This window comes from Planococcus sp. SE5232 (assembly GCF_050686535.1).
Taxonomy (GTDB): Bacteria; Bacillota; Bacilli; order Bacillales_A; family Planococcaceae; genus Planococcus.
On sequence record NZ_JBOGCP010000001.1, the window covers coordinates 1,521,128 to 1,546,263 of the forward strand.

27 protein-coding genes are annotated in these 25,136 nt (G+C 44.2%); 25 read left to right on the forward strand and 2 right to left on the reverse strand.

Features of this window, described 5'->3' with window-relative positions; all coding sequences use genetic code 11:
- Positions 1 to 107: 107 nt before the first annotated feature.
- From recA to ACRC6Q_RS07150, 10 genes are all read left to right on the forward strand, one after another.
- Positions 108 to 1,169, forward strand: coding sequence for a recombinase RecA (recA, locus tag ACRC6Q_RS07105; RefSeq protein ID WP_223633119.1), 1,062 nt, complete (start codon positions 108 to 110; stop codon positions 1,167 to 1,169).
- A gap of 417 nt (positions 1,170 to 1,586) precedes the next feature.
- Positions 1,587 to 3,146 carry a ribonuclease Y gene (gene rny / locus ACRC6Q_RS07110; RefSeq protein ID WP_223633105.1) on the forward strand — a complete coding sequence of 520 codons (1,560 nt, stop codon included), beginning with the start codon at positions 1,587 to 1,589 and terminating at the stop codon, positions 3,144 to 3,146.
- A 65-nt stretch (positions 3,147 to 3,211) separates the two neighbouring features.
- Entirely contained in the window at positions 3,212 to 4,009 is a 798-nt protein-coding gene (locus ACRC6Q_RS07115) for a TIGR00282 family metallophosphoesterase (RefSeq protein ID WP_223633098.1), read from the forward strand.
- Between the two features lie 444 nt (positions 4,010 to 4,453).
- Positions 4,454 to 4,882, forward strand: coding sequence for a RicAFT regulatory complex protein RicA family protein (locus tag ACRC6Q_RS07120; RefSeq protein WP_223633090.1), 429 nt, complete (start codon positions 4,454 to 4,456; stop codon positions 4,880 to 4,882).
- Positions 4,883 to 5,410: 528 nt separating this feature from the next.
- Entirely contained in the window at positions 5,411 to 7,936 is a 2,526-nt protein-coding gene (mutS, locus tag ACRC6Q_RS07125) for a DNA mismatch repair protein MutS (protein WP_223633088.1), read from the forward strand.
- Positions 7,937 to 7,940: 4 nt separating this feature from the next.
- Entirely contained in the window at positions 7,941 to 9,746 is a 1,806-nt protein-coding gene (gene mutL / locus ACRC6Q_RS07130; protein WP_431466116.1) for a DNA mismatch repair endonuclease MutL, read from the forward strand.
- Positions 9,747 to 9,826: 80 nt separating this feature from the next.
- Complete coding sequence (locus ACRC6Q_RS07135) at positions 9,827 to 10,747, forward strand: lysophospholipase (protein WP_431466117.1); 921 nt, start codon at positions 9,827 to 9,829, stop codon at positions 10,745 to 10,747.
- Positions 10,740 to 11,696 carry a tRNA (adenosine(37)-N6)-dimethylallyltransferase MiaA gene (gene miaA / locus ACRC6Q_RS07140; RefSeq protein ID WP_431466118.1) on the forward strand — a complete coding sequence of 319 codons (957 nt, stop codon included), beginning with the start codon at positions 10,740 to 10,742 and terminating at the stop codon, positions 11,694 to 11,696. The genes ACRC6Q_RS07135 and miaA overlap by 8 nt, the downstream gene beginning before the upstream one ends.
- 10 nt (positions 11,697 to 11,706) lie before the next feature.
- The gene (hfq, locus tag ACRC6Q_RS07145) at positions 11,707 to 11,931 is read left to right on the forward strand and encodes an RNA chaperone Hfq (RefSeq protein WP_146556690.1); all 225 of its coding nucleotides are present in this window, start codon (positions 11,707 to 11,709) and stop codon (positions 11,929 to 11,931) included.
- 451 nt (positions 11,932 to 12,382) lie between these two features.
- Positions 12,383 to 12,682 (forward strand): rhodanese-like domain-containing protein, encoded by a 300-nt coding sequence (locus tag ACRC6Q_RS07150; RefSeq protein ID WP_223633079.1) that lies wholly within the window; start codon positions 12,383 to 12,385, stop codon positions 12,680 to 12,682.
- A 116-nt stretch (positions 12,683 to 12,798) separates the two neighbouring features.
- Here ACRC6Q_RS07150 and ACRC6Q_RS07155 read toward each other — a convergent pair whose 3' ends face one another.
- Positions 12,799 to 13,404 carry a trimeric intracellular cation channel family protein gene (locus ACRC6Q_RS07155; RefSeq protein ID WP_223633069.1) on the reverse strand — a complete coding sequence of 202 codons (606 nt, stop codon included), beginning with the start codon at positions 13,402 to 13,404 and terminating at the stop codon, positions 12,799 to 12,801.
- A gap of 109 nt (positions 13,405 to 13,513) precedes the next feature.
- Between ACRC6Q_RS07155 and ACRC6Q_RS07160 the strand changes: the two genes are divergently transcribed.
- The 9 genes from ACRC6Q_RS07160 (at position 13,514) to ACRC6Q_RS07200 (ending at position 20,087) form a co-directional block, all read left to right on the forward strand.
- Positions 13,514 to 14,740, forward strand: a complete 1,227-nt coding sequence (locus ACRC6Q_RS07160; protein ID WP_431466119.1) for an aminotransferase class I/II-fold pyridoxal phosphate-dependent enzyme — start codon at positions 13,514 to 13,516, stop codon at positions 14,738 to 14,740.
- A gap of 127 nt (positions 14,741 to 14,867) precedes the next feature.
- A complete protein-coding gene (locus ACRC6Q_RS07165; protein ID WP_298828342.1) occupies positions 14,868 to 15,254 on the forward strand; it encodes a MerR family transcriptional regulator in 387 nt (128 codons plus the stop codon).
- A 41-nt stretch (positions 15,255 to 15,295) separates the two neighbouring features.
- Positions 15,296 to 16,630 carry a type I glutamate--ammonia ligase gene (glnA, locus tag ACRC6Q_RS07170; RefSeq protein ID WP_431466120.1) on the forward strand — a complete coding sequence of 445 codons (1,335 nt, stop codon included), beginning with the start codon at positions 15,296 to 15,298 and terminating at the stop codon, positions 16,628 to 16,630.
- A gap of 304 nt (positions 16,631 to 16,934) precedes the next feature.
- Entirely contained in the window at positions 16,935 to 17,063 is a 129-nt protein-coding gene (locus ACRC6Q_RS07175) for a hypothetical protein (protein WP_263298521.1), read from the forward strand.
- A gap of 170 nt (positions 17,064 to 17,233) precedes the next feature.
- Positions 17,234 to 17,929 (forward strand): Na-translocating system protein MpsC family protein, encoded by a 696-nt coding sequence (locus ACRC6Q_RS07180; protein ID WP_223633060.1) that lies wholly within the window; start codon positions 17,234 to 17,236, stop codon positions 17,927 to 17,929.
- Positions 17,930 to 18,226: 297 nt separating this feature from the next.
- Positions 18,227 to 18,415 carry a hypothetical protein gene (locus ACRC6Q_RS07185; RefSeq protein ID WP_223633058.1) on the forward strand — a complete coding sequence of 63 codons (189 nt, stop codon included), beginning with the start codon at positions 18,227 to 18,229 and terminating at the stop codon, positions 18,413 to 18,415.
- Between the two features lie 150 nt (positions 18,416 to 18,565).
- Positions 18,566 to 18,997 (forward strand): hypothetical protein, encoded by a 432-nt coding sequence (locus tag ACRC6Q_RS07190; RefSeq protein ID WP_431466121.1) that lies wholly within the window; start codon positions 18,566 to 18,568, stop codon positions 18,995 to 18,997.
- A gap of 63 nt (positions 18,998 to 19,060) precedes the next feature.
- Positions 19,061 to 19,255 carry a hypothetical protein gene (locus tag ACRC6Q_RS07195; RefSeq protein ID WP_223633050.1) on the forward strand — a complete coding sequence of 65 codons (195 nt, stop codon included), beginning with the start codon at positions 19,061 to 19,063 and terminating at the stop codon, positions 19,253 to 19,255.
- A 97-nt stretch (positions 19,256 to 19,352) separates the two neighbouring features.
- Complete coding sequence (locus tag ACRC6Q_RS07200) at positions 19,353 to 20,087, forward strand: class I SAM-dependent DNA methyltransferase (protein WP_431466122.1); 735 nt, start codon at positions 19,353 to 19,355, stop codon at positions 20,085 to 20,087.
- Positions 20,088 to 20,156: 69 nt separating this feature from the next.
- On the opposite strand, the gene lexA is transcribed toward ACRC6Q_RS07200, so the two are convergent.
- On the reverse strand, positions 20,157 to 20,777 hold the full coding sequence (gene lexA, locus ACRC6Q_RS07205) for a transcriptional repressor LexA (RefSeq protein WP_223633044.1): 621 nt from the start codon (positions 20,775 to 20,777) through the stop codon (positions 20,157 to 20,159).
- A 165-nt stretch (positions 20,778 to 20,942) separates the two neighbouring features.
- Here lexA and yneA point away from each other — a divergent pair, with 165 nt between their 5' ends.
- The 6 genes from yneA (at position 20,943) to ACRC6Q_RS07235 (ending at position 25,133) form a co-directional block, all read left to right on the forward strand.
- Complete coding sequence (yneA, locus tag ACRC6Q_RS07210) at positions 20,943 to 21,260, forward strand: cell division suppressor protein YneA (RefSeq protein ID WP_223633041.1); 318 nt, start codon at positions 20,943 to 20,945, stop codon at positions 21,258 to 21,260.
- Complete coding sequence (locus ACRC6Q_RS07215; RefSeq protein WP_223633038.1) at positions 21,257 to 21,910, forward strand: YneB family resolvase-like protein; 654 nt, start codon at positions 21,257 to 21,259, stop codon at positions 21,908 to 21,910. Before yneA ends, ACRC6Q_RS07215 begins: the two co-directional genes overlap by 4 nt.
- Positions 21,911 to 21,968: 58 nt before the next feature.
- A complete protein-coding gene (locus ACRC6Q_RS07220; RefSeq protein ID WP_223633034.1) occupies positions 21,969 to 22,202 on the forward strand; it encodes a DUF896 domain-containing protein in 234 nt (77 codons plus the stop codon).
- A gap of 88 nt (positions 22,203 to 22,290) precedes the next feature.
- Complete coding sequence (tkt, locus tag ACRC6Q_RS07225; protein WP_431466123.1) at positions 22,291 to 24,294, forward strand: transketolase; 2,004 nt, start codon at positions 22,291 to 22,293, stop codon at positions 24,292 to 24,294.
- A gap of 185 nt (positions 24,295 to 24,479) precedes the next feature.
- A complete protein-coding gene (locus ACRC6Q_RS07230; protein WP_058384996.1) occupies positions 24,480 to 24,722 on the forward strand; it encodes a YneF family protein in 243 nt (80 codons plus the stop codon).
- 129 nt (positions 24,723 to 24,851) lie between these two features.
- On the forward strand, positions 24,852 to 25,133 hold the full coding sequence (locus ACRC6Q_RS07235) for a hypothetical protein (protein ID WP_431466124.1): 282 nt from the start codon (positions 24,852 to 24,854) through the stop codon (positions 25,131 to 25,133).
- Positions 25,134 to 25,136 lie beyond the last annotated feature (3 nt).

A 25,136-nucleotide genomic window follows, 5' to 3' on the forward strand; every position in this document is an offset into this window, starting at 1 on the left:
AAAAACAAAAGCGAATAAACGTTCGCTTTTTTCTTGTATATTTCTCAATAAGCTAGTATACTAGAAACAGGTAGAAAATTAGGTTTTCATTTAGAGGAGGATTTCTTTTGAGCGATCGTAAAGCAGCATTAGACATGGCGTTAAAACAAATAGAAAAGCAATTCGGTAAAGGTTCTGTCATGAAATTGGGGGAAAAAACCGACCGTAATATATCATCTGTTTCCAGTGGTTCATTGGCATTGGATACAGCGCTAGGAATAGGCGGATATCCGCGTGGGCGCGTAATCGAGATATACGGTCCTGAAAGTTCGGGTAAAACAACTGTCTCTCTTCATGCGATTGCAGAAGTTCAGGCAACTGGTGGGACAGCCGCATTTATCGACGCAGAGCATGCGTTGGATCCAGTATACGCAAAAAATTTGGGTGTTAATATCGATGAATTGCTTTTGTCTCAGCCAGATACAGGTGAGCAGGCATTGGAAATCGCTGAAGCGCTTGTCCGAAGCGGAGCAGTTGATATTGTGGTTGTCGACTCTGTTGCAGCATTGGTGCCAAAAGCGGAAATTGAAGGCGAAATGGGCGATTCACATATGGGATTGCAGGCACGTTTGATGTCGCAAGCTTTGCGTAAATTGTCAGGTGTCATCAATAAATCAAACACGATTGTCATATTCATCAACCAGATCCGTGAAAAGATCGGTGTTATGTTCGGTAACCCAGAGACAACTCCCGGTGGCCGTGCGTTGAAATTCTATTCATCTGTACGCTTGGAAGTGCGCCGTGCCGAAGCATTGAAATCCGGTACTGATATCATTGGTAACCGAACAAAAATTAAAGTGGTTAAAAATAAAGTAGCACCACCGTTCCGTACAGCTGAAGTTGATATTATGTACGGAAAAGGGATTTCTCGTGAAGGTGAAATCGTCGATATCGGTTCTGAACTGGAAATCATTCAAAAGAGTGGTTCATGGTATTCGTACAATGAAGAACGAATCGGTCAAGGCCGTGAAAATGTGAAGCAATTCCTCTTAAACAATCCGGAAGTCCGCAATGAGATTTCAGGAAAAATCCGTGAGTCTTATGGGATGGCAGCTGCATCTTATACAATTGCAGGCAGCAAGGAAGAGCCTGAAGAATTCAATCTTTTGATTGACGAAGACGATAAATAAGGTTCCTCATCATAAGTAAGGAAAAGTCGCTAAGCAGAAGCTTTGCGGCTTTTCTGTGGTGATTCTGGTTTAAGGGATGGGGAAGTTCGGGGGGAAACCGATTAGACTACTGGCCAATTCCTCGGCTCATAAGCCACTCTGGCTGGACGGCTGAAAAAACGCCGCTTCGCCAGATCGTCTTATGCCTGTCGGAGGTCCACAGGATGTGGATCAGGTAACCGTTGCGACAGGAAGTCGCGTACTTAGGTTAGCTTCCATACATGGCCGCTTCTGCTTTTCCTGGGTTGACACGACATAAGTCCATCTATACAATTAAAATTGTATAATTTACTAATTTTAAACTAGTTGCAGTGAAAGAAAGTTTTCATTATTCATCTTTTGAAATGAAAAAAATTAATAGCAAGAGGAGGTGTCCGAATGGGTATTAATGAGTTCATCTTCGCTTTGCTTGGTGTCATCGTCGGTGTAGTTGTTGGTTATTTTGCAGTGAAAAAAGCAAACGACTCCAATATTGCAGGCGCTAAAAATTCTGCGGAGCAAATAGTCGAAGATGCAAAACGAGAAGCTGAAGCGCTGAAAAAAGAAGCCTTATTGGAAGCGAAAGACGAAAATCATAAATTGCGTACTGAAACAGAATCTGAAATTCGGGAACGCCGATCTGAATTACAAAGACAAGAGAATCGGTTGTTGCAGAGAGAAGAAAATTTAGATCGCAAGGATGATGCATTAAACAAAAGAGAAGCGGGTCTGGAACGTAAAGACGAAGCACTCGCAGAAAAACAACAGCATATTGAACAGATGGAGAGCAAAGCTGAGGAGTTAGTCCGCCAGCAACAGTCCGAAATGGAACGCATTTCATCTCTGACACGGGAAGAAGCCAAATCGATCATCTTGCAGGATGTTGAAAAAGAACTTTCAACTGACATTGCTGTAATGATGAAAGAATCGGAAGCCCGCGCCAAAGAAGAATCGGACAAAAAAGCGAAAAACATTTTGTCATTGGCTATGCAGCGTTTTGCAGCAGACCATGTCGCGGAAACTACCGTATCGGTAGTCAACCTGCCAAACGACGAAATGAAAGGCCGTATCATCGGGCGTGAAGGACGTAATATCCGAACGCTTGAAACCTTAACAGGTATCGATTTAATCATCGATGATACACCGGAAGCAGTCATTCTGTCAGGATTCGATCCAATCCGCCGTGAAACAGCACGATTGGCTCTGGAAAAACTGGTATCAGATGGCCGTATCCACCCTGCACGCATTGAAGAAATGGTCGAGAAGTCAAGACGCGAAGTGGATGAACAAATTCGTGAAATTGGTGAACAAACCACATTTGACGTAGGTGTACATAACCTGCATCCTGACTTGATCAAAATTCTTGGACGCCTTCGCTACCGTACGAGCTATGGACAAAATGTACTGAAGCATTCTGTGGAAGTTGCATTCCTGTCAGGCTTGATGGCAGCAGAACTTGGGGAAGATGTTACGCTTGCTCGACGTGCCGGACTCTTGCATGATATCGGTAAAGCGATTGATCATGAAGTGGAAGGAAGCCACGTAGAAATCGGCGTAGAGCTTGGGACCAAGTACAAGGAACATCCGGTTGTCATTAACAGTATTGCTTCCCACCATGGAGATACGGAAGCGACATCGATCATTTCGGTCATTGTTGCAGCAGCAGATGCATTGTCTGCCGCCCGGCCTGGTGCAAGAAGTGAAACACTGGAAAATTATATCCGCCGCTTAGAAAAACTTGAAGAAATTTCCGAATCGTATGAAGGCGTTGAGAAATCATTCGCTATTCAAGCGGGGCGCGAAATCCGTATCATGGTTCGCCCTGAACAAATCGATGATATGACGGCACACCGTCTGGCTCGGGATATCCGGAAACGGATTGAAGAGGAACTGGATTATCCGGGTCATATCAAAGTTACGGTTATCAGAGAAACCAGAGCAGTTGAATACGCAAAATAATAAGGGTGAGGCTTCGATGAATGTCTATTCAAAGAAGCCTTTTTCTTATGGAAAAAGGTGAGTTTGTGAAAATTTTATTTATTGGAGATATTGTAGGATCAATCGGAAGAGATGCATTGGAATCGTATTTGCCTAGATTGAAAAGAAAGTATTCGCCCGACGTCATCATTGCAAATGGCGAAAACGCAGCAGCAGGACGCGGCATCACCAAAGCCATTTATCAGGATCTACTGTTTATGGGTGTGGATATGGTGACAATGGGTAACCATACATGGGACCAGAAAGAGATTTTTGACTTCATCGATGAAGTGGATTATTTGATCCGACCTGCCAACTTTTCGGATGAAGCACCAGGGCGAGGCATGGCGACGGTGACAAAAAACGGCCAGACTTTGTCTGTGATCAATCTGCATGGCCGCGTATTCCTGCCGCCGCATGAAGACCCATTCCAAAAAGCGGATGAACTAATCGCGGAAGCCAAAGCGATTTCTCCATTGGTGTTCGTGGACTTCCATGCAGAAGCGACCAGTGAAAAAATTGCGATGGGCTGGCATTTAGACGGCCGCGCGTCAGTCGTTGTCGGTACCCATACACATGTTCAGACAGCCGATGCACGCATTTTGCCGAATGGTACAGCCTATATCTCGGATGTTGGAATGACCGGGCCGTATGATGAAATATTAGGTATGAATAAAGAAGCGGTGCTCTACCGTTTCAAAACGAATATGCCAACGCGATTCGAAGTGCCGAAACGCGGCCGTTCAGTGGTCAGCGGGTTTTTTACCGAAGTCGATGACCAAACAGGCAAAGCGAAAGCTTTTGAACGGGTTTACATCAATGAGGATTATCCGTTCCAAGGCTAAATCTCCAGCTTCTTGACGAAACTCCGACAATTGGAACAGACACCTTGTAGAACATACCTGAATTTCAGTATAATAAGGTATCGATTGAAAGTTTTTTCACGAATAGAGAACATTGATTTCACTCGACTGGCCCAGCTTTGTTTTTCGCAGAAAAATTCGGGAAAGTTAAAGAATCTTTTCAAAATGTTTATGCGCTGTCTTGTTTTTCATCAACTTGACACAAATATCGGCGATTCATTAATTATCGTCCTTGTACAAGGCGGAAATCTTGTCGACCCGATCCATTTACCTGTACAATCAGATAGAGTGGCAAGCTTGAAAAGCATGGCTTGTAAATAGCTGCGTGTGTATTACATCGAGCAGTCAGAATTACTAAAACTAAAAAATGGTCGTTGAACGGTGAACTTATAGAAGTCGTATCAGACCAGAAATGGGTGTCTAAAAATGACGTATACAAAACAGGAAATCGTCGCCAAAGCGCGCGAAGTAGCAGATATGATTGCAGCAACAGAAGAAGTGGATTTCTTTAAGCGTGCGGAAGCACAAATCAATGAAAACCAACAGATCCGTGAAAAAATCGCCAGCTTGAAGAGTCTGCAGAAACAAGCAGTCAACTTCCAGGCATACGGCAAAGAACGCGCATTGAATTTGATTGAAGGCAAAATTGCCAAAATCGAAGAAGAAATCGACGCAGTCCCGATCGTCCAGGAATTCAAGCAATCCCAAAGCGACGTCAATTCGTTATTGCAGATGGTTTCAACGGCTATCGCAAACCAAGTGACAAACAACATCATCACGGAAACTGGCGGCGACTTGCTGCGCGGCGAAACGGGATCAAAAGTCCGCAACGACACACCGGGAAGCTGCGATTAAGAGAAAAGCGGAAACGGCCGCTCAGCTCCGACAGGCATAAGACAGACCAGCAGTGTGGCGCACTTTGCCACGCAGCTGGGTTGGCTTATGACCCGAGGAGTTGGCCGTTGGAGCTGGACAAGAGAAAAGCGGAAACGGCCGCTCAGCTCCGACAGGCATAAGACAGACCAGCAGTGTGGCGCACTTTGCCACGCAGCTGGGTTGGCTTATGATCCGAGGAGTTGGCCGTTGCAGCTGGACAAAAGAAAAGCGGAAACGGCCGCTCAGCTCCGACAGGCATAAGACGCTTTGGCTGTGCGGCATTTCTTCAGCTGCATTGCCAGAGGGACTTATGACCCCGAGGGGCTGATCGCTGGAGCTGGACAAAAGAAAAGCGAAAACAACCATGAGTGTTCAATAAAAGCACCAACCCAAAATTTTCCCTTCAGCTTGAAACTGAAAGAGCCAAAGCTCTTTCAGTTTTTTCTTTTCAGCCCTGATTTTTGATATAATGGAGAAACGACGAATCGATTTGAAAGAGGTTTTAAAATGGCACCGACACCGATGATGCAACAATATTTTCAAGTGAAGTCCGAATACCTGGACGCGTTTTTATTTTTCCGTATGGGCGATTTTTATGAGTTGTTTTACGACGATGCCATCAACGCATCGCAAATTTTGGAAATTACACTGACGAGCCGTGGGGGAACTGGCGATGACCGTATTCCAATGTGCGGTGTTCCCCATCATGCAGCGAAGAATTACATCGATCAATTAATATTGAAAGGCCATAAAGTGGCCATCTGCGAACAAGTGGAAGATCCGAAAACGGCCAAAGGAGTCGTCAAGCGTGAAGTGGTGCGCCTCGTTACACCAGGCACACATACAGAAGGAAAGAGTGTCGATTCCAAATCAAATGTATTTTTAGCAGCTGCCGATGAGCTGGCAGATGGATTTGGCTTATCCTACGTAGACATCAGCACAGGTGAAGCGACAGCCACATACATAATGGGGACGGAAAAAGCCTTGCTGCAGGAATTACAGTCCTTAAACATCCGTGAGTTGGTGGTTTCAGAGCAATTGTTTTTATTGCTGACCGAAGAAGAACAGGACTTGGTGTTATCCATCGAAACGATGGAAGACGCTTATCCGCTGGCTCCAGCACAGGTAGCCGCTTGTCCGGCAGATCTGCAGATGAGCTGCCACCGATTGCTGACGTATATCTCCCGCACCCAAAAGCAATCACTCGACCATATCCAAACCTTTGCCTACAAAGAAAACAATCAATTATTGAGCATCGATTTCCATTCGAAGCGCAATCTGGAATTGCTGCAGTCGATCCGCGGCGGGGAGACAAAAGGGACGCTGTTGTGGCTGTTGGATGAAACCGTAACAGCAATGGGCAGCCGGAAACTCAAGCAATGGCTGCATCAGCCTTTGGCGAACAAGCGGATGATCGAAGAACGCCAGCAGATGGTAGCAGCTTTGATCGACCAGTATTTCGTGCGTGTAGAGCTCCAGGGGCTATTGAAGGAAGTCTATGACCTGGAACGTCTGTCGGGCCGTATCGCCTTTGGCAGCGCAAGTGGACGCGATTTAGCGCAACTCCGGAGTTCGCTTGAGAAAGTGCCGACGCTGATCGAAGAGCTGTCCAATTCGGGCAATCCGGCATTGATGGAATTCAGCGAAAAGCTGGACCGCTGTATAGAAGTCTGCGAGTTATTGCAGGCCATCAGTGAAAATCCGCCCCTGTCTTCAAAAGAAGGCGGCGTTATCCGCGACGGTTTCAATCAGCAACTGGATGAATACCGGGATGCTTCACGCAACGGCAAAAACTGGATTGCAGAGCTTGAGCAGAAAGAACGCAAACTGACAGGCGTCAAATCCCTGAAAATTGGCTACAATCGCATTTTCGGCTATTATATTGAAATGTCCAAAGCCAATATGCACTTGGCGGATCTGGAGCGCTATGACCGCAAACAGACCTTGGCCAACGCAGAGCGTTATACAACGCCTGAACTGAAAGAAAAAGAAGCATTGATTTTGACGGCTGAAGAAGAGAGCCTATCCCTTGAATACGATTTGTTCGTGGCCATCAGAGATGAAGTCAAACAGTATATTTCACGTATTCAGCGGTTGGCTTCTTCGCTCAGCGGACTGGATGTCTTTTTGAGTTTCGCCAATGTTGCTGAGAAATATCGTTTTGTGAAACCTGAGTTCAATGATGCCAATGAAATTTCCATTATTGAAGGGCGTCATCCAGTCGTTGAAAAAATGCTCAATAAGCAGCATTACGTACCGAATGACTGCGTTCTAGCGGAAGGCCAAAACATGCTGCTGATTACAGGGCCGAACATGTCGGGTAAGAGTACGTATATGCGGCAGGTGGCGTTGACGATTGTGTTGGCGCAGATCGGCAGTTATGTGCCGGCTGAATCCGCAAATCTTCCGATTGTCGACCAGATCTTCACTCGAATCGGAGCGGCTGATGATCTTGTTTCAGGGCAAAGTACATTTATGGTCGAAATGCTTGAGTCGCAATACGCCATTACCCATGCTACCAAAAACAGCTTATTGCTGTTTGATGAAATTGGACGAGGCACATCGACCTATGACGGCATGGCGCTTGCCCAGTCGATGATTGAATACATCCATAGAGAAATCGGCGCCAATACCTTGTTTTCTACGCATTATCATGAATTGACGGCGCTGGAAGCTTCGCTTGATAAACTGCATAATGTCCATGTGGCGGCAATGGAGCAATCGGGCAAAGTGGTCTTTTTGCACAAAGTGAAAAAAGGCCCAGCTGATAAAAGTTACGGCATTCACGTCGCCGAGCTGGCGAACTTGCCGGAACCGATTCTGGCACGTGCCCGTGAATTGCTGAAAACTTTTGAAGAAGATAAAAAACAACAGCCAAAAACCATTGAGCAATTATCATTTTTTGATGATGCAGATACTGAAAAAGATGAAATCCTGCAGACAATCAAAGACGTTCAAGTATCCGAGATGACACCGCTTCAAGCTCTGCAGATGCTTAACGACCTGCAGCAAAAGTTAAACGATAAGGAGTGAGACTATGGGCATCATTCAATTGATGGACGAACCTCTATCCAATAAAATAGCCGCTGGTGAAGTGGTGGAACGGCCGACCTCAGTCGTCAAAGAGTTGGTGGAAAACGCCATCGATGCTGGAAGCACGGCAATTGAAGTGCTGCTCATCGAAGCGGGGCTGACCTCCATCCAAATCATCGATAATGGTGCCGGCATGGACGCAGATGATGCTTTGCTGTCATTTTCCCGCCACGCCACCAGTAAAATAGCCAATGAACATGATCTCTTCCGTATTCGGACGCTTGGATTCCGCGGGGAGGCACTGGCCAGTATCGCTTCGGTCTCAAAAGTGACCTTGCATACATCAGATGGTGTGAGTGGAACCTTTGTACAGATGGAAGGTGGCCGCCTGACTGAGCACCGGGCCGGTTCTCTTAGAAAAGGGACGGATATCAAAATCGATCAATTGTTTTTCAATACACCTGCACGCTTGAAGTACATGAAAACGCTGCAGACGGAACTTGGCCATACAATCGATCTCCTCAATCGTTTTGCACTGAGCTATCCTGGAATCGCGTTCAAGCTTACGCACGATGGCAGAACGATTCTGCAGACTTCCGGCAGCGGAGAAATCAAACGTGTGCTGGCTGATATATATGGAGTGGCAATTGCCAAGAAGATGATCCCATTTGAAGGGCAGTCGCATGACTATAAGGTTTCAGGTTATGCTTCATTGCCTGAAATCACGCGCGCCAATAAAAACTATATATCCTTGTTCGTCAACGGAAGATGGGTCAAGCACTACGCTATCGCCAATACGGTCCATAGAGCTTACCATACCTTTTTGCCGCTCGAGCGGCAGCCGATTGTTGTCTTGAATATCGAAGGCGATCCTTATTTGACGGATGTCAATGTCCATCCTGCCAAACAGCAGATCCGCTTAAGCAAAGAAAAAGAATTGATGGAATTGATATATGAAACCATTCGCCGGACCATCAGTACGGTAGTTCGTGCTCCCGTGATCGACAAGCCGAAACCGGTCAAACAAGCACCTACCAAGCAATTGGATCTATGGAAAAGTTCGTTTACAGTCCAAGAGCCGAAGCAGCCACTGCCTGACAATGCAGTTGAGGAATGGCATGAGCTCCCGGTTGAAAAGGAACGGGAAGCGATCAAGCTTGATCCCGTGCCGATTGAAGAGAAACTGCCGCCGCTAGATGAGCCTGAAGAAGATGACAGTCCGCAATTCCCAGAACTGGAAGTGGTGGGCCAAATCCATGGCACTTATATTGTGGCGCAGAGTAGTGACGGATTTTACCTGATTGATCAGCACGCAGCACAGGAACGCATCAAATACGAATACTTCCGCGAAAAAGTAGGGGAGATCGACAGCGATGAAAGACAGTTCCTGCTTTTGCCGCTGACTTTCCACTACAGTCGGGACGAAGCCTTAAGATTAAAAGATCATCTGGATGTCCTGTCCGATAGCGGTGTATTCCTCGAAGAGTTTGGCGAGACTTCATTTATTGTCCGGGAATACCCGACCTGGTTCCCGAAAGGCTTCGAACAGGAAGTCATCGAAGATTTGATTGAACAGGTCCTGACTGAACGGAAAGTGGATGTTAAGAAGCTGCGTGAAGATGCGGCGATCATGATGAGCTGCAAGCGGTCGATCAAAGCCAATCACTTTCTTCAGAAACACGATATGGAACGCCTGCTTGCGGATTTGAAAAGAGCGGAACAGCCGTTCACTTGTCCGCATGGTCGTCCCGTCATCATCCATTTCAGAACCTATGATGTTGAAAAAATGTTTAAACGTGTTATGAATTAAACTTTTCAAGGCTTACCCGAAAGAGTTTTGGGTATGGATATAGCATAGGTGAAACGACACGTTAAGGAGGGGTGTGGAGAATGCAGATGAGCAAAGATTATATACGCGTCTCCGATGGGCAGGAACTCTATGTTATGCGTTATGAACCACCAAGCCCGATTGGACATGTCCATATCATTCATGGAATGGCAGAACACATCGGACGCTATACGGAATTCGCGGAGTATCTGGCTTCCCGCGGATTCATCGTCTCTGCGCATGACCAGCGTGGCCATGGAAAAACAGCAGAACGCAACGGTGTAAAAGGCTATTTTGCGGATGAGGATGGATTTGAACGTGTGGTGGAGGATGCCCATGCAGTCATTACGGAAGTGCAAATGTCGACCGGCAATCTGCCGCTGATCTTATTTGGCCACAGCATGGGTTCGTTTGTGACTCGCCGTTATATGCAGCTGCATAGCGAAGACATCAGTCGCGTGGTTTTGTCCGGAACTGGCGGAGATCCCGGTACTGCCGGGAAAATCGGGTTGGCGGTGGCGCTGGCTTCAGCGAAATCACAGGGCAAGCAGCAGCCGAGTAAAGCACTCGGCAAGATGACTTTCGGCAACTACAATAAACCGTTTAAAGAAGAAGGTTCCTCCAATGCATGGTTGACCCGGGACAAAGAAGCAGTTGCGAAGTATGAAGCTGATCCTTGGTGCGGCTTTGAATCGACCAATCAGTTTTATATCGATTTGTTCTCAGGTCTTGCTGTCATCAATAAACCTTCAGAAATCGCCAAAATACGGAAAGACTTGCCGGTCCTGTTGATCAGTGGAGCAAAGGATCCGGTTGGTGATAACGGCAAAGGCGTTTTCAGCTCAGCGAAGCAATTTGTTGAAGCGGGAATGGTCAATGTTAAAGTTTACCTCTCAGAACAGGGCAGACATGAATTGCTGAATGAACTTGATCGCCACGCACACTTTGAAATCATTGGTGATTGGATGTGCGGAAATGATTGACGTTGTGGCCATTGTTGGTCCGACAGCATCCGGAAAAACCGCTTTGAGCCTCGAGTTGGCCAAACAGATGGACGGCGAAATCATCAATGGGGACTCCATGCAGATTTACCGGGATATGACGATCGGGACAGCAAAGATTTTACCGGAAGAAATGGCGGGAATTCCTCACCATCTCTTGGATATTAAAGAACCGGATGAAAGCTTTTCGGTAGCTGAATACCAAAAGCTGGTACGGGAGAAAATTGCGGAAATACGTTCGCGGGGCAAACTGCCGATCATTGTCGGCGGCACGGGAATGTATGTGCAGGCGGTGTTGTTCGATTATCGCTTCTCCGAAGAAGCGGTCGACCAAAAGCTGCGCGACAGCCTGAATAAGGAATTGGAACAATTCGGTCCTGAAAAGATGCACCAGAAATTGCTGGAACTGGATCCGCAATCAACGATACACCCTAATAATGCGCGCCGCGTTGTGCGGGCAATTGAAAACCTGGTGAGCGGCCAGGAAAAAAGCGACCGTGAACTGACGTTGTCGCCAATGTACAATGAAGTCATCATCGGGTTGGATATTCCAAGAGATATCCTGTATGAACGCATCAATCAGCGTGTAGACAGCATGATGGTACGCGGCTTGATTGAAGAAGTCGAAGCTTTACGGCAAAGAGGCATCCGGGAAGCGCAGTCGATTCAGGCAATCGGCTATAAGGAAATTTATGACTATCTCGATGGACGTGCAAGCATTGAAGATGCGATCATCAAGCTTAAGCAGAACTCGCGTAAATATGCCAAACGGCAGTTTACCTATTTTAAGAACAAATTGCCGATTTTCTGGATTGATGCCTTGAAGGATTCCGAAAAGAATCTCCAGGAAATAACCGCTTTCATGCAGGAAAATGACAGAAACTGTCGAATTGATAGACTTACGGCAAATCAATCACAAGTAGAGAAATAGGGGGATTCACATGAAACCGATCAATATTCAGGATGTCTATCTAAACCAGCTTCGTAAAAATAATATTTATGTTACAGTATTTTTACTCAACGGCTTTCAATTAAAAGGAACCATTAAATCTTATGATAATTTTACGGTATTGGTCGAAACAGAAGGCAAGCAGCAATTAATCTACAAACATGCCATTTCAACATTTTCTCCTGCAAAAGCTGTAGCGATTGAGCACGAAGAGTAGAATGGATTCCGGACTGCAGTTGCAGTCCGGCTTTTTTGTTATGTTTTATGGTTGCTTTTGTTGTCAGTCTACACGGCTGCTTGCGTTTTTCTCGGTGTCCAGACTCCAGCGCCCAGCTCTTTAAGTCATAAGCCAGCCCAGCTGTGCGGCTGAAAATAAGCCGCTTCGCCAGACCGTCTAAACCTTATTGCTCCTGCAGCACTTTGTGCTTCGTCGCAAAGAAGTGGCTCAAACTACCTTTGAGCCACCTCTTGCCTGTCGGAGCTGAACGGCCGTTTCCGCTTTTCAGTGTCCAGCTTCAGCACCCAGCCCCTCGGGTCATAAGGCGCTCCGGCTGTGCGGCTTATGCTTGTCGGGCCTAAACGGCTGCTTACGCTTTTCAGGTTGACAGCTAGCTTTTAGGGGTATAGCATTTTCAGGTGAATAGGATTTTAATTCAGGAGGCGTATCCATGAAAACCATTACAGCAGATGAATTGCAAGAACGAGTAGAGGCTGGAGAAGAATTGAACATCATTGATGTTCGTGAGGACGACGAAGTAGCTGCAGGAATGATTCCTGGAGCCAAACATATTCCTCTCGGTGAAATTGCAGACCGCACAGGGGAACTGGATGCAGGAACAGAATATTATATGGTTTGCCGTGCAGGCCGCCGCAGCGAAATGGCTTGTGGTATTTTAGAGTCAAACGACATCAATACGATTAATGTTGAAGGCGGAATGACTGCCTGGAATGGCGAAACAATCGCATAAAAGATCATAAAAACAGACCGTTCGGCATATGCCAAGCGGTCTATTTTTATGATTGATAACATATATTGTCACAGCTCTTCATGGGAGTTCAGACATTCGAGCTGGCCGGACATAGGCTACGAAATCTGGATTTTGCGTGCCGGCAATCGCCATTTGAAGGTATAGGACAGGATTCGCAGGATAGTGATCAGGACAAACAAAGAATAAAGCATCAAATCGGAATTGGCTAGATTAAAGCTGATGAACAGTCCCGCCAATGCTGCCCATACAGCATAAATTTCCGATTTCAGAACAAGGGGTTTTCTTCCAGCCAATAAATCACGGATAATTCCTCCGCCAGACCCTGTTAGTACAGCTGCCACTACCACAGCGAAGAGCGGCAATTCAAGTTCAACTGCATAGATGGCTCCTTGAACGGCAAAGGCTGATAATCCTATGGCATCAAAAAAATGTCCCCAGCGATTCCAATGGCCAAGCAATTTATGGGGAAATAAGAAAACAACCGTAATCGAGATAAGGGCAAGTTGTAACATGAATTCCTGTTCCCATAGAGCCGATACGGGTACTCCAATCAATAAATTCCGGATGGCGCCTCCACCAAAGGCGGTGACAACGCCAAGAAGGTAAACGCCGAAGATATCATATTCTTCTTCCATCGCGATAATTGCACCGGATACTGCAAAAGCAATCGTACCGATGGCGCTCAGTACTTCCCAAGCCATAAGCCTTATTCCTCCTTAACATACAACTCTATGAATTGTAGCAGAATTTGACGCTATTTCAAGTCATGCCGCATAATAGAAAGAGAAATTGAAGAGAATGGAGAATTACATGCTTACAACGATAAAAACGATAGAAGAAACGATTCAGGCCCAGCTGCAGCTGGCCGATGAAACGGCTTACGTAAATCAGAAAAAAGTGTTGGAGGCTTTCCACAGCCAACGCGTCAGCGATCATCATTTCAATCCATCAACTGGATATGGCTATGACGATGAAGGACGGGATACGCTTGAACGGGTATATGCGGATGTTTTTAAAGCAGAAGCCGCTCTTGTCCGTCCGCAGATCATCTCGGGGACCCACGCCATTACGATCTCATTGTTCGGTGTGCTGCGTCCTGGAGATGAGTTGCTTTATCTAACAGGAAAACCCTACGATACACTGGACTCCATCGTATCCGGCGGTGAAAAGGATACAGGTTCGCTGAAGGACTTCGGCATCAGCTATCAGCACGTGGAACTGGACAAGGATAATAACATCGACTGGTCAGCCGCAGAAAAAGCGATCAGCAGCCAGACGAAAGTGATTGCGATTCAGCGTTCCAGAGGTTATGATACACGTCCTTCCTTTACGATAGGAGAAATCGGTGAAATGGTGTTGAATATTCGCCGCCTCAAACCTGAAGCCATCATTTTTGTCGATAATTGTTATGGTGAGTTTGTGGAACAGCAAGAGCCAATTGAAGTTGGGGTGGATTTGATTGCCGGTTCCCTTATCAAAAATCCGGGTGGCGGCCTGGCGAAAATTGGAGGCTATATCGCTGGCAGAAAAGATTTAATCGAAAAATGCGGTTATCGAATGACTTCACCGGGTATAGGAGCAGAGGCAGGTGCGTCATTGAATGCATTGCCAGATATGTACCAGGGCTTTTTCATGGCTCCCCATATCGTTTCTCAAGCATTAAAAGGGGCAATCTTTACGTCAGCCTTATTGGAGCGGGCTGGGATGAAAACGACACCCCACTGGAGCGATAAGCGGACAGACTTGATCCAATCCGTATCGTTCCAAACAGCTGATCAGATGATTGCTTTTTGCCAAACCATTCAGGCAAGCTCGCCGGTCAATGCCCAATTCAAACCGGAAGCGGCCTATATGCCAGGTTATGAAGACGATGTCATCATGGCAGCAGGTACATTTGTCCAAGGGTCCAGCATAGAGCTGACAGCGGACGGGCCGATCCGGCCTCCTTATACAGCTTTTGTCCAGGGCGGACTCACATATGAGCATGTAAAAATTGCGGTGCTCAATTCAGTGGATTCTCTAAAAAAACTCAAATGAATCTAATTTAATTTCCGTATCATTTTTACGGAAATTTTTTATGTTAGAAAACATAACATTTGTTTGACAAATAATCTAACATGATATATGCTGTAAGAGTAGTAATTATTTGAAATGGGTGAATCTTATGACGAACCGGGTGAGACGGACGATGCCGCTTTTGCCGATCAGCATCGTAATGCAGCTGACGGAATTGACAGCGAGACAAATTCGTTATTATGAAGAGCATGATTTAATCAGCCCTGCCCGAACAGAAGGCAATAAGCGTATGTTTTCATTGAACGACGTCGATACCCTGCTTGAAATTAAGGACTACCTGGATCAAGGGCTTAATATTGCAGGCATCAAGAAAATATACGATATGAGAGAAACGCCTGCAAACGAAAAGCTGGAGCCGAAAAACTTAAGCGATGCGGAGCTGCGAAAGTTGCTGCATGAAGAGTTGAAGCACCAGGCAAGACCTGTGGAAAGAGGCGGCTTCAGACAAAGTGATTTATCCCGTTTCTTTAATTGAAATGGGCTTACATACAACATTCATAGGAGAGTGAAGAGAACATGGGCAAGTATTCAAAAGAAGACATTCATCAATTAGTAAAAGAAGAGAACGTTAATTTTATCCGTCTGCAATTTACCGACATTCTTGGAGTCATCAAAAACGTTGAAATACCGACGTCCCAATTGGAGAAAGCACTCGATAACAAAATGATGTTTGATGGATCTTCTATCGATGGATTTGTACGCATCGAAGAATCTGATATGTATTTATACCCTGACCTGGATACATGGGTAGTATTCCCTTGGATCACTGGTAAAGGAAAAGTAGCTCGTTTAATCTGTGACATATACAGCCCGGACGGCACGCCATTCCCTGGAGATCCACGTACGAATTTAAAGCGTGTATTGAAGGATATGGAAGAGCTTGGATTCACACATTTCAATCTTGGGCCAGAACCTGAATTCTTCCTGTTCAAACTTGATGAAAGAGGCGAACCGTCTCTTGAATTGAATGACCACGGTGGATATTTTGACTTGGCACCAATGGACCTTGGTGAAAACTGCCGACGCGACATCGTTCTTGAACTGGAGGAAATGGGCTTTGAAATCGAAGCTTCCCACCACGAAGTAGCACCAGGGCAACACGAAATCGACTTTAAATATGCAGATGCCATTAGAGCATGTGATGAAATCCAAACTTTTAAATTGGTCGTTAAGACGATTGCCCGTAAACACGGACTCCACGCAACATTCATGCCGAAGCCATTATTCGGAGTCAGTGGTTCAGGAATGCACATGAACCTTTCCTTGTTCGACGGAGACCGCAACACATTCCTTGATGAAGACGGCGACATGAAATTGAGTGAGACAGCTTACCAATTCATAGCTGGAATCATTGAACATGCTAAAGGCTTTACGGCGGTAACCAACCCGCTTGTAAACTCGTACAAACGTCTAGTGCCTGGTTACGAAGCGCCTTGTTACATCGCTTGGTCCGGCCAAAACCGTAGTCCGTTAGTGCGTATTCCGGCATCACGCGGCTTGTCTACACGTGTAGAAGTGCGTTCAGTAGATCCTGCAGCGAACCCATACTTAGCGATGGCTGTTCTTTTAGGGGCTGGTCTTGATGGAATCCGCAAGAAAATGACTCCGCCAAAAGCGGTGGATCGCAATATCTATGCGATGAACCAAAAAGAGCGTGAAGCAGTTGGTATCGAAGATCTTCCAAGCACTCTTCACAATGCTTTGCAGGAACTTCAAAAAGATGAAGTCATGACTAAAGCGTTAGGCGAACATATCTTAAACAACTTCGTCGAAGCGAAAGAAATTGAGTGGGACATGTTCCGCACAAGCGTCCACCCTTGGGAGCGCGAGCAATACTTGAAAATGTATTAAAAGTACTGCATGAAACCGTTGGAGCTTTAAAGCTCCAACGGTTTTTTTGTTTTCGTCGAAAGGTTCGGAGCAGAGAATGTCCATATGATTACCCAAACTGGTCGTTATATGTCTCAATGGAATGGCCTTTTGAAATTGAAGGCGATTAAAGAAATGATTGAAATTGAAATAAGAAAGAAACTTATTGGTAGGTTAACTCGACTAATGGTAAATAACTCAACACCAGGTGTTTTCTAAAAAAGTTAGGTCAAAATTTATTCTAATACTCGAGCATATTGCTGATACGTAAAGAGGAGGAGAAATCATGTTCATGATTTTAAATGCAGCTGTTATTTCACTCTGGATCACCTCGCTTGTCGCTTTCGGAAATGGCTACATCCGCTACAATAAGAAGGAACGGGCTTATGAGAAAAGCCAAAGAGCTGATTCCTGATCAGCGGATTACTGAGTATTATGGTAAAGTACACAAGCTTCTGACACTACGTATCAAGAGATTAGCACTAATATTAGCGGAGTAAGCGCGATTAATAGTAGTCACTGCCAAACTCCTGTATGGTTGATAGAATGGAAAGAATTCTATCTTCCATTCAGAGGGGTATTAAAATGGTAAAAGAGCAGGAAAAGACGATTGAAGCTATTATCAGCAGGTTTTCGTCAACGATTTTGCGTTCTCATTTCGGCAAGGGTCCAAAGTCGGTTTACGTCAATATCGTTCACCCCTTTATTTGTATACAAATAAGAGAGTTTTTATCACCAATGGAAAAAATTCTTCTCAGTAAAAATGAAGGCACCAAGGTTCTCGAACTGAGAGATTTATTAATGGAAGAAATAGAGCAAGAATTTAAAATAAACTTTTGGAAAGAAGCAAACCTGGATATTAAAGAGCTTTATGCCGATTGGAATTTAGATCAAAAATCCGGTATGATTCTAGCGGTCCTTAAAGAGGGGGACATTAAGAAGAAGCCGTGGCCAAGCGAAGTGGATGAGAAAACACTTCTTGAAGAAATCATCAAAATAAGTGAAATCGGACAAAAAGAGCCTGGTTCAACTGAGCTCTTCTGGTTGGGTGAAAGAACCCTGTTAATAAGGCGAATAGAGATATTCACTCTTCTTGAGAAGGAACTTATTAATCTGGGGTTTTCAGAAACGCTGAAACTTGCAAAACGGCCATTGGAATATAAACTTTTTAAACAATCCACATTAGAGAAAATATTGAAAAGGCCGATAGATGATATTTATGTCGACTGGAACTTTAATGAAGATAAAGGATATGCGGTATTGGCCTTACAAAAGAAATAATAAGGATTTTGAGCATCTCTTCGGAGGTGCTTTTGTTTTGGAAAAACGAATTTTCACTATAAGGCTGTCCTCATTTAGTGATCGACAAGTATGACCAGCTGAAAAATAATAGGTCTACAGCAATGTCGGGGAAAAAAGGCATGATAATAATCAACCTAACAGAATAATAATGGAATCAAAAAATGGTTTACAGGCTGTATTTTAAGGTTATAATTAATTGCAGCCAAAAAATTTAATAACTCATACTGAATTTTCCTTCGGATGAACTGAAGGAAGATTTTGTGGGAGGGGATTAAATTGAGGAAAATTCAAGGACTTTCAAATTTAGTAGACTATTTGGAATCAGTAAATTATCCACTGGCTGCAGAGCAGATTACAGATTTAATGTCGAAAAGAAAGATTCCGCATCGCAAAGCATATCAGGATATTGTGATCTTTAACTTGGAGCACATAGACTGGTGGATTGCTGAGCAGCAGAAACGATGATTTTGTAAGGAATATGCTTAATTGAAAGAAAAGAGCCTTGGGTTTAGTTCTGAAAAGAATTAAAACTGAGGTTTTCTTTTTTTATGGTAACTTTATACACTTTTTTCCGTCTACTGTTATAATAATCTAAAAGCGAAGGAGAATTCGGCTATGCGCTTTCTAATGACAATTATTATCTTTTTAATCTTTTTCTCATTTGCTGGGATCGGTGTCTATGTTGTAGGTCCGGATTTTTCGGCGGATCGCCTGGTTGCTGAAGCGACTGAAGAACTGCGGAATAGTGGCCAAATGGAAAAAATAGTGGAGTATGTAGAAAATGACCCTCAAATGCTTGAGTACATAGAAGAGGCACAAGTTGCTGAACAAAAAAGCGAGACTTTACCGTTCCAGACAACTGGAGATGCCGCAGGGACAGTGATTAAAAAGGTAGGGATAAAAGACTTGGCTAAAATGAAGTCTGGTGTTGAAGATGGCTCGATGTCTGCTGATGAAGTGATCCGAAAACTTGAAGAAGATTTAAATGAAGAAGAACTGCTTGCTCTTAAAGTCATTGTTTATAAGGAATTATATAAACAGCAATAATATTATATGTATGATAGACTGTTTCACGAAGACAAAGTAAATAGCTAGAAGGAGGCCATTGTTATGAAGTCGTTTCAAGTAGAATTTAATTTTGATGAGGGAAATACATTTATTCATAACGTCCAGGCAGTAGATAAAGAGTCGGCATTGAGCAAAATCCCTTCCAATGGTACTTATGAAATTTCTGATACGGAAACGGGTAATATTTATCGCATCACCATCAATTTGGTTAAATATATAAAAGTCAGTGAATTATAGAAGATTTCTTCTCTATGAGCTGCGCGGAAGGTGCTGCTTATGCAGCATCTTTTTTTGAGCTAAAACGTAACTGTAAATCGAATTATGGAGGGATACAATGAAATACGAAGGGTCAAGTGCATACGAAGAAAAAGATTTTTTAGAAAGTTTCCTGCAAAGAAGAAATCGGCTTGAAAGTCCTAACAACAGCATTGAAAAGCCGGTCATCTATGAACTGCTGGGAGCATTCCAAAATAAGCGGGTACTGGATCTGGGGTGCGGAGATGCCTTGTTCGGAAAAGAGCTGCTGGAGTCTGGAGCTCTGCACTATCATGGAGTGGAAGGATCGGAACAAATGTGCAGATTGGCATCAGTAAACTTAAAAGGTTTAGAGGCTCAGATTACAAGATCTAAGATGGAAGCATTCAATTTTCCGGAAAGTCAATATGATCTTGTCGTTTCACGCTTAGTGATGCATTATTTGTCCGAAGTGGACCAATTATTTCAAAACATCTATAAGTCGTTGAAAGACAACGGGAGATTTGTGTTTAGTGTTCAGCATCCGCTGACGACTTCTTCTTTTGAAAGCAAAAAATCTGGTGAAAGAAGAGGCAGTTGGATTGTAGATGAATATTTCGAAGAAGGGGAGCGGCAGGAACCGTGGATCGATAAAATAGTGGTGAAACATCATCGAACCATCGAAAGTTATTTCTCGGCACTTACACGGGCGGGATTTACAGTTACTGGTCTGCAGGAAGGGAAGCCGAAACCTCAGTACTTCGAAGATGAACAGGAGTACATTAGAAGAAAAAGAATTCCTGTAATTTTAGCGTTCAGTTGCATGAAACGGTAAACCGGAAGTCAAGTTTACATAATAAAAATACAAACAAAAACCACCGGGAAATTTCCCGGTGGTTTTTGTTTAATGGATTTGGCGATAAACTCCTACGACTTTACCCAGAATCGAAACTTGATCCACGATGATTGGATCCATCGATGAATTCTCCGGCTGTAGGCGGAAGTAACTCTCTTCGCGGAAGAAACGTTTAACTGTTGCTTCGTCTTCCGCAGTCATCGCGACAACAATATCTCCGTTATTAGCAGTTTGCTGCTGCTTCACAATGACATAATCACCATTTAAAATTCCAGCTTCAATCATACTTTCACCCATGATTTCCAACATGAAGATGTGATCATCTTCTGTGCCATAGCTTTGGGGAAGAGGGAAGTATTCTTCTACATTTTCAATTGCCGTAATCGGGATACCGGCAGTTACCTTACCGATTAACGGGACGTGTAATACAGGACTTTTATCAATAAGCGCTTCATCAGTGCTGATAACTTCAATTGCTCTTGGTTTTGTTGGATCGCGGCGGATCAGGCCTTTGCTTTCAAGACGAGCTAGATGGCCGTGTACGGTCGAACTGGATGCAAGACCGACTGCCTCCCCGATTTCACGCACGGATGGCGGGTAGCCTTTCAAGCGGACTTCTTCTTTTATAAACGACAATATGTCTTCTTGGCGTTTGGATACTTTTTTCAACAGTTTCACCTCATTTGAGTAATACTACTTGATTTCTACCAATAGTATACCAACTCGGGCTGTGAAATGCAAACATAGGTTCGAATTTTATTCTTGACAAAAACACCTGTTCGCATTAATATGAGAACATACATTCCGAACACTCATTCCCAGGAGGCGATTTATTTGACGATCATCCGACAAAATTCTTACTTAATCTTGTTTTTTGCTTTAATTATGGTGTTTACTTTTTATGCGATCCTGTCCCATAATACAAACAGTGCACAAATGAGCCAAGTTGAAATAGAAGAAGGCGACACACTCTGGACATTAGCAGAATCGTTCAGTGGCACTACCCCCCATCACGAATGGATAGAAGAGATTATGAAAGAGAATAACCTTTCAACTTCTAAAATCATCGCCGGGCAATCCCTCAAGATTCCCAGTGATCATTTAAGATTTGCTCCTGATGAGACCAGTAAATTTGCAGGTGATGCTGAATGAAGAAAAACGCATTAATTTATTGCCGTGTCAGCACGACCAAAGATACACAGGAATCTTCCTTAGAGAGACAGGAAGAAGAACTGATGAAGTTTGCGTTTGAACAATCCTATAAAGTAGATGGTGTTTTTACCGATCAGCACAGCGGCTACGAGATGGATCGCGATGGCCTGTTGGAAATGCTGAACAGCATTAAGACTGATAAAGTCGATGCTGTGTTCATACAGGATGAAACACGCCTAGGCCGGGGCCATGCGCGCATCGCGCTATTGCATGTGATGAAAAAGTACGGAGTAGATGTTTATACGTTATCAGATCGTGGTCCGATTTCATTAAACGACATGGATGACATGGTACTTGAAATTCTAGCGATTGTAGAAGAATATCAGCGCAAAATACATAATGCCAAAATCAAACGTGGCATGAAACGCGCTGTAGAAAACGGTTATAAACCAGAGAAGAATCTGAAAGGGAAAGGCAATCCCGACGGGCGGGAACGTCTCGATCTCCCTATTGATCAGATTGTAAGCTTGAAGACCAATGGCCTGACTTTCAGTGAAATCGCTGTTACGTTGCAGGGATTCGGATATCAGGCGAGCAAAGCGACGGTCCATCGCCGTTATAAAGAGTATGAAAAGCTGATGGAAGACTAAACCATTGCAGAAACCTGACTTTTTTTGTACCATATGAAAAGAAGAAAGGTGGATGTCTATGTTATCACCAGACAAATTAAGTCGTATAAACCAATTATCACGCCAGTCGAAAACGACAGGCTTGTCAAAGGAAGAAGCTAAAGAACAATCTTCATTACGTGAGGAATATTTACAGACTTTCCGTAAGACAATGCGTGGCACAATCGAAAATGTAAAAGTGATAGACCCGGAAGGAAATGATGTAACTCCTGAAAAGGTCAAAAATATTCGAGAGAATAAGTATTTGAATTAAATACTTATTCTCTTTTTTATTGTATTCTTTACTATTGTTGACTAAACTAGAAAGGGATTAAATTTTTTGTTTGAGAGAGGATGTTACTATGTCAACCCACGCAGACCAACTTGCAGTGACAACAATTCGTACACTTTCCATCGATGCAATCGAAAAAGCAAATTCTGGCCATCCAGGATTGCCAATGGGCGCAGCTCCAATGGCGTATACATTGTGGACAAAACACATGAACCATAACCCGAAAAACCCGGACTGGTTTAACCGTGACCGTTTTGTGTTATCGGCAGGACATGGTTCCATGCTTCTATACAGCCTTCTTCACTTGAGCGGCTATGGTTTGGAAATGGATGAAATCAAAAATTTCCGCCAATGGGATTCGAAAACACCAGGACATCCTGAATACGGCCACACTACAGGCGTTGAAGCAACGACCGGACCACTCGGCCAAGGAATTGGCATGGCAGTTGGTATGGCGATGGCTGAACGTCACTTAGCAGCTACTTATAATAAAGATGAGATGAACATCGTAGATCACAACACATTCGCTTTGTGCGGTGATGGAGATTTGATGGAAGGCGTGGCGGGAGAAGCCATTTCCCTTGCCGGCCATCTAAAATTAAATAAATTGGTTGTATTGTATGATAGCAACGACATTTCATTGGACGGGCCACTTGGCAAAAGTTTCTCTGAAAACGTTCAAAAGCGTTTTGAATCATATGGATGGAATTACTTGCGCGTAGATGATGGCAATGTATTGGACGACTTGTCCGCAAAAATTGCACAAGCCAAGGAATCTTCAGACAAGCCGACATTGATTGAAGTCAAAACCGTTATCGGTTACGGAGCTCCAAATAAATCCGGTAAAGCGGATGCACACGGCGCACCTCTGGGCGAAGATGAAATGAAATTGGTGAAAGAATATTACGAATGGACATTCGATCAGGATTTCCACGTGCCGGAAGAAGTTTATGAAACTTTTGAACAGGCAACTGAAGAGCTTGGAGCAAAAGCAGAGTCTGAATGGAACGAATTATATTCGCAATATGAATCTGCTCATCCGGAATTAGCAGAACAGTTGCAGATGGCAATCCGTGGCGATCTTCCTGAAAACTTTGATGCCGAGTTCCCAACCTATGAATTTGGTAAAAAACAGGCAACTCGCTCTTCTTCTGGAGACATGATCAATGCCATCGCTAAAACGGTTCCTTCCTTCTTCGGCGGCAGTGCTGACCTTGCTGGTTCAAACAAAACAAACATCAAGGGCGCTGGCGACTTTGACGCTGAACATCCTGAAGGCCGCAATATCTGGTTCGGTGTTCGTGAATTTGCAATGGGTGCTGCGTTAAACGGTATGGCTCTTCACGGCGGACTTCATGTCTTCGGTGGAACGTTCTTCGTCTTCAGTGACTATGTGCGTCCTGCGATCCGTTTGGCTGCATTGATGGGGCTTCCTGTCACTTACGTCTTCACGCATGACAGTGTAGCAGTAGGGGAAGATGGTCCGACTCATGAACCGGTTGAACATTTGGCTTCTCTTCGCGCTATGCCGAACTTAAGCGTGGTTCGTCCTGCAGATGCCAATGAAACAAAAGCTGCATGGCGTTTGGCATTGACAGCTAAAACGACACCGACCTTATTAGTGCTTTCACGTCAGGACTTGCCAATTTTGGAAAACAGTGCTGAACTTGCTGAAGCAGGCGTCGAAAAGGGTGCTTATGTAGTATCGCCTGTTGAAAATCCTCAGGCGATTTTGCTGGCGACCGGCTCTGAAGTAAGCTTGGCTGTAGCTGCACAAAAACAATTGGCTGAAGATGGAATTGAAGTATCCGTTGTCTCGATGCCGTCTTGGGACCGTTTTGAAAAACAGGACAAGGAATATAAGCAATCCGTTATTCCGAAAACTGTCAAGAAACGTCTGGCTATCGAAGTCGGTACTTCATTCGGCTGGGATCGCTACACAGGCGACGAAGGCGACATCTTGGCAATCGACCGTTTCGGTGCAAGTGCACCAGGCGACCGCATTATGGAAGAGTTAGGTTTCACAGTCGATAACGTAGCAAACAAAGTGAAAAACTTGATCAACGAACAATAAAATGGAAGATGGGGGCATCTACTGCTCCCATTTTTTCTTTAAATTCAATAGTGAAAGAAGGAAGAACCTTATAATGCGGGAAGTTTCTCTTTATTATTTTCCTGCTTATGGTCACAATTCTTTTTTTATAGTATAATCCATTGTGGTGCACTACTTATTTACGCAACACGAAGGAGGTAACAAGAATGGATACATGGATCTGGATCGTAATCGTTATCGTGGCTTTACTCGCAGGTGTTGCACTTGGATTCTTTATCGCACGTCGATATATGATGAAATATTTGCAAGATAACCCACCAATCAATGAAGAAATGCTGCGAATCATGATGATGCAAATGGGACAAAAACCGTCTCAGAAGAAAATCAATCAAATGATGTCTCAGATGAATAAAGCCTCAACTAAACCTGGCAAACCAGCTAAAAAATAAAAAGTACTCTTCGGAGTGCTTTTTTTATTTTGTTTTTATTCTACAGTTAAAATCTCTCATAACGGGTATTATGCCAATAAGATTTAGTTTCTTTCCTGCCGTGTGTCAAAAAATAAAGGGGGTTTCAAAATGGCTGAAAATGAAGAGTTGATGTTTTATTTGCCGGTCATTGAAGAAGATGAGAAAGAAGAAGGGAAGTTTCATCTGGAAAGCGCCAATTTTAAAAAAGCTTTCCCTGTTTCGTTGGATAAGATACAAGAGCTAGTGAAAGATATGACTGATTACAATTTGGATACGATCGAGCTTCATGTTACCGGAATTGTGAAAAGCGGACCGGTTACAGAGCTGTTCATCGGGGCTGAAGGCCAAGCAGGGATGAAGCTGGTACTCAACAAAAAGAAGAATCCATAAGAA